At 43.1% G+C, this 6,791-nt stretch carries 7 protein-coding genes and 2 riboswitches; of the genes, 4 read left to right on the plus strand and 3 right to left on the minus strand.

The window, feature by feature from the left end:
* On the plus strand, positions 1-402 hold a 402-nt coding region (locus tag A6M21_RS02605; protein ID WP_242868739.1), incomplete at its 5' end, for a sigma-70 family RNA polymerase sigma factor.
* Between the two features lie 258 nt (positions 403-660).
* On the opposite strand, the gene A6M21_RS18230 is transcribed toward A6M21_RS02605, so the two are convergent.
* Positions 661-1,224 (minus strand): hypothetical protein, encoded by a 564-nt coding sequence (locus A6M21_RS18230; protein ID WP_151191766.1) that lies wholly within the window; start codon positions 1,222-1,224, stop codon positions 661-663.
* A 789-nt stretch (positions 1,225-2,013) separates the two neighbouring features.
* Positions 2,014-2,892: a hypothetical protein gene (locus A6M21_RS02610; protein ID WP_066666354.1), complete on the minus strand. Its 879-nt coding sequence runs from the start codon at positions 2,890-2,892 to the stop codon at positions 2,014-2,016.
* 247 nt (positions 2,893-3,139) lie between these two features.
* Between A6M21_RS02610 and A6M21_RS02620 the strand changes: the two genes are divergently transcribed.
* From A6M21_RS02620 to A6M21_RS02625, 3 genes are all read left to right on the plus strand, one after another.
* Positions 3,140-3,334, plus strand: a complete 195-nt coding sequence (locus A6M21_RS02620; protein WP_151191767.1) for a hypothetical protein — start codon at positions 3,140-3,142, stop codon at positions 3,332-3,334.
* Positions 3,335-3,428: 94 nt separating this feature from the next.
* Positions 3,429-3,517: riboswitch (cyclic di-GMP riboswitch) on the plus strand.
* Entirely contained in the window at positions 3,488-3,757 is a 270-nt protein-coding gene (locus tag A6M21_RS18235; protein ID WP_151191768.1) for a hypothetical protein, read from the plus strand. (Overlaps the previous riboswitch by 30 nt.)
* A gap of 154 nt (positions 3,758-3,911) precedes the next feature.
* A complete protein-coding gene (locus A6M21_RS02625; protein ID WP_151191769.1) occupies positions 3,912-4,169 on the plus strand; it encodes an RNA polymerase sigma factor in 258 nt (85 codons plus the stop codon).
* Positions 4,170-5,051: 882 nt separating this feature from the next.
* Here A6M21_RS02625 and A6M21_RS02630 read toward each other — a convergent pair.
* Positions 5,052-6,254: a WD40/YVTN/BNR-like repeat-containing protein gene (locus tag A6M21_RS02630; protein WP_151191770.1), complete on the minus strand. Its 1,203-nt coding sequence runs from the start codon at positions 6,252-6,254 to the stop codon at positions 5,052-5,054.
* A 435-nt stretch (positions 6,255-6,689) separates the two neighbouring features.
* Positions 6,690-6,777: riboswitch (cyclic di-GMP riboswitch) on the plus strand.
* The last annotated feature ends 14 nt before the right edge of the window (positions 6,778-6,791 follow it).

Consider the following 6,791-nt stretch of genomic DNA (forward strand, 5'->3'; position numbering starts at 1 on the left):
TTTAACGCGGAAGATGCCCGGGTGCTGGTCTGGATAGAAACCGGTATACGCCGGGAAGCAACCAGGTTGGCTAAAAAACGTCGTCGGTTGATGGAACATGAGCGCTTAATTCTTGATGCTCCGGCGGATGTTCCTGACGAAGAAGTGGTGATGGTGGATACTATTGCCGCCGCGGTTGATGTTTCAGGTGAAGTGGAAGGGTCTGTTTTTATTCAGGGTGCCCTCTCGTCGTTGACCCCGCTACAGTGGGGGGTAATAACAGCGACGGTCCTGGAAGGCGCTACCGAGAAAGAAGCGGCTGTACGGTTGGGGATACCGCAGCAGGCGGTGCACAAGGTTAAGGAACGGGCGTTGAAGATGTTGAGGAAGCGTTTTGTCCTGGACGAGCCCACCGGCAAGTAGAGCCTCGTCCAGGACAGGGATCGGACGCTACTTGGAATGAACTCGGGCTAGGATCCTACTACAGTTGTAGTCCTCCTTCAGGAAATACAACAGTACAGTGGAGATTTGCTTAAGTAGGCCATCTTATAATTGGTTTGACTTTAAGGCCAGTGTTATTACAACTGGCCTTAATTTTCGCCACATGTACATTTTGTAACATAGTAAGTGCCAAACAACTCTATTCAGAAGTTAGTAACCTAATGAAATGAGGCCACTAGATTAACTTTTATATTTTGGTTTTAATGTCCAAATACTTATAAATGCTGATGGCTTAAATATGTTATCATTAAATTTATTATCCCCATAAGAAACTTGGAAATCAAAATTAGCACCTTTCGTCTTAGCTAGTGACCCTCTTGGTATTTCGAATTTTACATGAAATGTTCCATCGTTATTGATACTATACTGATGTGAATTAACTAACCCTACCGCGTTTTGATATTTCCCACCCCATCCCCACAATAGATCCACTTTGAGTTTTTGACTGAAATCTGTTGTATCCGTTATTTTACCTGAAACGTCAATAAAACTACCTTCTGTAAAAGTATCATTTGCTTTAGGTGAATATAAAACAATATGCGGAGCTTCGTGTTGCCGATTATTGCCTTGCATATTAGCAGGAGTCTGTTTACCCTTTCCATCTTGTGTTTGTGCCGGGCTACTTTTTACCTGGTCAGAGTTGCTTGCTTTTGTAGCACTTGAGCAACCGGAAACATTAATCGCTATTGTAACCAAGAAGACAAACAGTGGAGCAAATAACTTCCATTTGTCAAATTTAGCCATGGGTGATAAAAGACCTACTTTTGACTATTTTTCTCCCCGTAAATTAGACGTATGGGAAAGATGTTTTGTTCCTGTTAGTTTATGAAAATTTTTTATTTCGGAGGATTGCGAAATACCGGGAGCATGTGGGTAACGGACGGATCCCGGAAGTGCCGGTGCTGGAACACTATCAGAAATGGGAGCGGAAAATCATTAGTGGACGTTGGGAGAGAACCGGTTTGTTGCACAAATTCCTAAATAGTATTAGCTAACAAGCTATCCTTCAGGAAAACGCTACCAGTATACTGTGGCGTTTTCCTGTAAAATTTATAAATATTGTAACGTTAAATTGATTGGGTTATCATTAATGGAATAGTGTAATCTGTTATTGGTTATATATTTTGGTGAGAGTTCTCGTTTTGTGTTATTTTGAAGATTAAAAATATATAGGTTGTTTTCATAACTATTTTGGTTACTGGGCGTTAGTTTATTGTAGAATAAAAAATTTTTATAAGTTGCAAAAGAAAAGGAAGCACCTCCGCTCCTTAAGGTATTTTATGGTATTCGAGAGAAAATGTAGTTTGTCTCTTTAAGCAATTTCCAGCTATTATGAAGCCAATTTTAGCGGGCGATTCGCAGCCCTAATTCGTTAAGTGGAGGTGTTAATCCTCCCGTTTCGGACCTTACGCCGGGACGAGGCCAAGATTCGAGGAAACTCTGGATGCTCGCCGGAGAGTCGAGCCCTCGAACGATCCGGACCAGAGCTAGGTTGTTTGCAGTGCCCTTATTCTGACACAGAGAAACTTGTTATTATGGATGAGATACTTTTAAGATTAAGTTAATATTAGGATCCGGGTATTTTGTAAAGATTTCAGTTGATGGTACTTTTTTAATTTTGACAACCTTTTTGTCTGTAAAAGAGTATCTGTATAAGAAGAAATTATCTGAAGGATATTCGCTAATAAAATCGAATTGATTTTCATTATTATTCCATAGTATTTTTGCGGTGCCTATAAGATTACTGTTTACTGGTATTGGAGATAATAATTTTGTTTTAAAATCATATATAGCTAAATTAGATGTTGAAGTGTTGCCATATGCAACTGCTATTTTTTCTTCTTTTGGTGCCCAGCTATATGCCCATAACGTTTCTATATCCTTGCCGATTAATTTTTTTAAGATGTCATTTAATATAAATTTTTCTCCAGATTTTAAATTAACAACGAGAACCTTGACGCCTTCTGTATAATGCAACTGAATAGCTAACAGTTTTTTATCGTAGGACATGCCTAAATTTTCAACACTATTTGGTTTTGAGTCGTAATTTCCTTTAAAATCAATCTCTCCAATCGGACTATGGTTAAATAGTATTGAGTTTATATAATTTTCCTGGTTTTTGTCGTAATCTATTATTATATCCAAGTTATAGGCCTTGGAATGTATAGCAGTTATTTTATTATTGTTGCGAGTAACTTGAAGTAATTTTTTATCTAATTTGCCTGTATAGTAGCCAATTAGATTATTTGAGGTGGACTCATTGTCATGATTATGTGTTTGTGCTTGACTATTTTTTGCCTGGTTAGAGTTACTTGCTTTTGTAGCAATTGAGCAACCGGAAACATTAATCGCTATTGTAACCAAAAAGATAACCAGTGGAGCAAATAACTTCCATTTGTCCAATTTAGCCATGGGTGATATAAGACCTCCTTTTAATTTTCTTTCTTCCTGTAAATTAGACGTATGGGAAAGATGTTTTGTTCCTGTTAGTTTATGAAAATTTTATATTTCGGAGGATTGCGGAATACCGGGAGCATGTGGGTAACGGACGGATCCCGGAAGTGTCGGTGCTGGAACGCTATCAGAAACGGGTGCGGGAAATCATTAATGGACGGTGTGAGCGTCAGTTGTTACTGAAGTGGATCCCGGTACGGCGGATATGTTTGGTTTGGTTGCCGGCGTAGACGCCCGGCAGCGTCTGCATGCTCTTATAATCGCCTATGCTGATTCTCTTGATGATTTTCCGGAGGGCATGCCGGAGCGTGAGTTGATTTTGGATCTTTCGACAAAAGCCGCCGGGCAGGCCAGAGAAATCAGAGGTTTGTTTTCGCGGCTTTATGGCTATGATCCGTGAATGGCGCCGGGATTGATGCCGTCCAGGTGTGACGGCTGACGATGGAACTTATTTCGTATTTGGCTCGTCTATATATGGTATACAAGGTAAATAATAGTGATAAAGGCAAACCCGTTGAAAAGCGGGGACGCAAAGCCATGGGGTCTAAGGTGTGTGATGCATTATGACAGCCCGGCCGCCGCCAGTATTTTTTTGACCTGCCCGTTATTTGGTGGTGGGTCTTTTTTGTCTTTTCCGGGAGGTGATACAATGCAGGACCTGTTCACTTATGCTTCGCTGGGTACCCTGGCCGGCGCGGTGGCCGCGACTGTCCTGGCTGTTATGCACCATTGCCAATTATCAATCTTAAAATTTAACCAGCGGTTAAAATTTCAGGTTCGAGAGGTTGTTAAAAAGGCATCTAACTCACTCTTTATAGGGTAAGAGGGCAGTTTAAATTCGACAGGAGAGGTGATATTGATGCGGTACACTTGACGATTATTTACCGCCATCTGTTTCTAACACTTGCGCTTTTAATGCGGAAGATGCCCGGGTGCTGGCCTGGATAGAAACCGGTATACGCAGGGAAGCGAACAGGTTGGCTAAAAAGCGTCGTCGGTTGATGGAACATGAGCGCTTAATTCTTGATGCTCCGGCGGATGTTTCTGACGAAGAAGTGGTGATGGTGGATACTATTGCCGCCGCGGTTGATGTTTCAGGTGAAGTGGAAGGGTCTGTTTTTATTCAGGGTGCCCTCTCGTCGTTGACCCCGCTACAGTGGGGGGTAATAACGGCGACGGTCCTGGAAGGCGCTACCGAGAAAGAAGCGGCTGTACGGTTGGGGATATCGAAGTAGGCGGTGCATAAAGAAAGGAAACGAGCGTTGAGTAAGTTAAAAGAGTCTTATATCCTGGGCAAGACCAGGAAATGGGAGCAAGATCAAATTAAGTAAAAATCAAAATCAGGAGGTTTTATGATGTATTACGGTTGTGATAGTAATTCCGATAGTTTTCCGTGTGGTGATAGTACTTCTATCTTTTATATAGGAAGGATGGGGGGCGGCATTACAGCTGGAGGCACTGGTTGGAATCAAGATGCTGTTAACCGAGCAAGTGGTCCTTTTACTTGGGGCTACTGGGATATTGAGGGCCCTGGCGTTGTAAACGCGACTACGACCAGTCAGGCCTATGCATGGGGACAGCAACAAGCCAAAGCGGCGGAGAGTGCGTGGAGAGCAAACACTTATATTCCAAATTGGACTATTTTTGGAGACGTAGAATCTGGAAATCCTGGATGGGGCACAAATTATACACTCAATCAGAATGTATATTTGGGTTTTATCGAACAACTCAACGCTGATCTTAGCTATTCAGGGGTATATAGTTCGCCAGGCGAATGGAGCAAAATCATGGGATCCTCCTTTTCAGCAAGTCCGGCGAAAACTGTCTGGTCTGCTGACTGGACTATAAGTAGTCCACAATGCAGTACGTGCCCAACATCTATAACTGGCTCAGGCTTTGGTGGATTTGCACCTTCAATATGGCAGTACACAGGCAATACTGGCAGTGGCTCACCGTGCTCTGCTGACCTCGACTGTGCCGAGAACTTACCGGGTTAGCAGTTGCTTAACACAAATAGATGACATGTTCATTCTGCCACAATATAGCAAATGATAGTTTTAGTTGAGACAAAATTCATTTTAGTGGATGTTTTGAAGATTATCTCGGAACATCCACTTCTATTTGATTTTTTCCCATGACCTTCCACCATTTATACTCTTAGATATGACAGATTTTGGACCTGCCTCCGTGTTATAATTATAAAGCATCCACCCCACTTTACTATTCACAAAATCGATTTCTGTGATATATTTGTTTTCCAGGCTCATATTCGTTAGGATTTTCCGCCAACTGCGCCCATCATCGTGCGTCACATATAAAACTAATACTTTACCGGAGGGTTCAGTACCATTACCGTTATCCATCACCCATCCCTGTCGTTTGTTTATGAAATCATAAACAGCACCGATACCACGTAATGCGAGAGGAAGCGTATTCTGGACTAACCATGTCTGGCCACCATCATGACTGGTATAGATGATGGAGTGTGCGATAACGATGCCCTTCTTATCAAAAAACACAGGACCATAGATGGGGGTCGTTTCCTTTTGATGGATTGCTGACAATGGTAGAATCGCCTGGGACCATGTTTTACCACCGTTCGTACTTTTGTAGAGCCAGTTGCAACCAGAACCACCCTGAAATCCCTGTCCACCACTGAGCCAGAGGGTACCATTCTTTTGGGCTGTGAGTAAACCATCGAAAGAGAGCCCACTTTGTTGATTAGAGGAGGCCATGCGCTGCCAGGTTTTCCCCCCGTTACTAGTGGCCAAAAGCTCGCCGGAAAGCTTGGCATGCCCCGCGGTCATCTCTTCAAACCACCCGTGTCGGGTGTCGGAGAAGGCGATGAACATGCTACCGTCGCCGTATTTGACCGGTACGATCGCCAGTTGGGACCAGGATCGGCCACCATCTTGAGTGCCGTAGACGGTAACACTTTTCTCTGGTTGAAGCCTAAAGGTCCAGCCGGTTTGCGTATTCACGAAATAGCCCGTGGTTTTTGCATTGGGACCATTTTCGATTATCTGGGGTGTTACGTCAGTCCAGGTAGCACCGCCGTCCGAGGTGATCATAATGGGGTGATCGAAGGACCAGCCATAACCTTTCTGCTCATTAAACATATGTATCTGGTCGGGTGCCGTTGCAACGGTGCTATTTACTGGCTTTAGAGATACTGAAGTTTCATTTTGTACTTGGCCCAAGTTGTTTTTTGCCTGGTCACTTGTTTTTTGATTATTTGAACAGCCAGAAGTGCTAACGATCACTATAAGTATAAATAAAACCAGTGAAACAAGTAATTCCCATTTTTTATATCTTCTCACGGATGCGGAATTCCCCTTTGACTTTCTTTCTCTCTATAAATTAGACGTATGGGAAAGATATTTTGTTCCTGTTGATTTTATAAAATTTTTTTATTCCGGTGGATAACGGAATAACGGGAGGATGTGGTAACGGACGGATCCCGGAAGCGCCGGTGCTGGAACGCTATCATAAACGGGAGCGGTGCATGCTCTTATAATCGCCTATGCTGATTGTCTTGATGATTTTCCGGAGGGTATGCCGGAGCGCGAACTGATTTTGGAGCTTTCGACAAAAGCTGTCGGGCAGGCCAGCGAAATCAGGGGTTTGTTTTCGCGGCATATGGCTATGATCCGTGAATGGCGCCGGGATTGATGTCATCCAGGTGTGATGACTGACAATGATTTGGAACTCATTTCGTATTTGGCTCGTCTATATATGGTAAACAAGGTAAATATGGGTGATAAAGGCAAACCCGTTGAAAAGCGGAGACGTAAAGCCATGGGGTCTAAGGTGTGTGATGCATATGACAGCCCGGCTGCCGCCAGTATTTTTTTGAC

Source organism: Desulfotomaculum copahuensis (assembly GCF_001655685.1).
GTDB lineage: Bacteria > Bacillota > Desulfotomaculia > Desulfotomaculales > Desulfovirgulaceae > Desulfotomaculum_G > Desulfotomaculum_G copahuensis.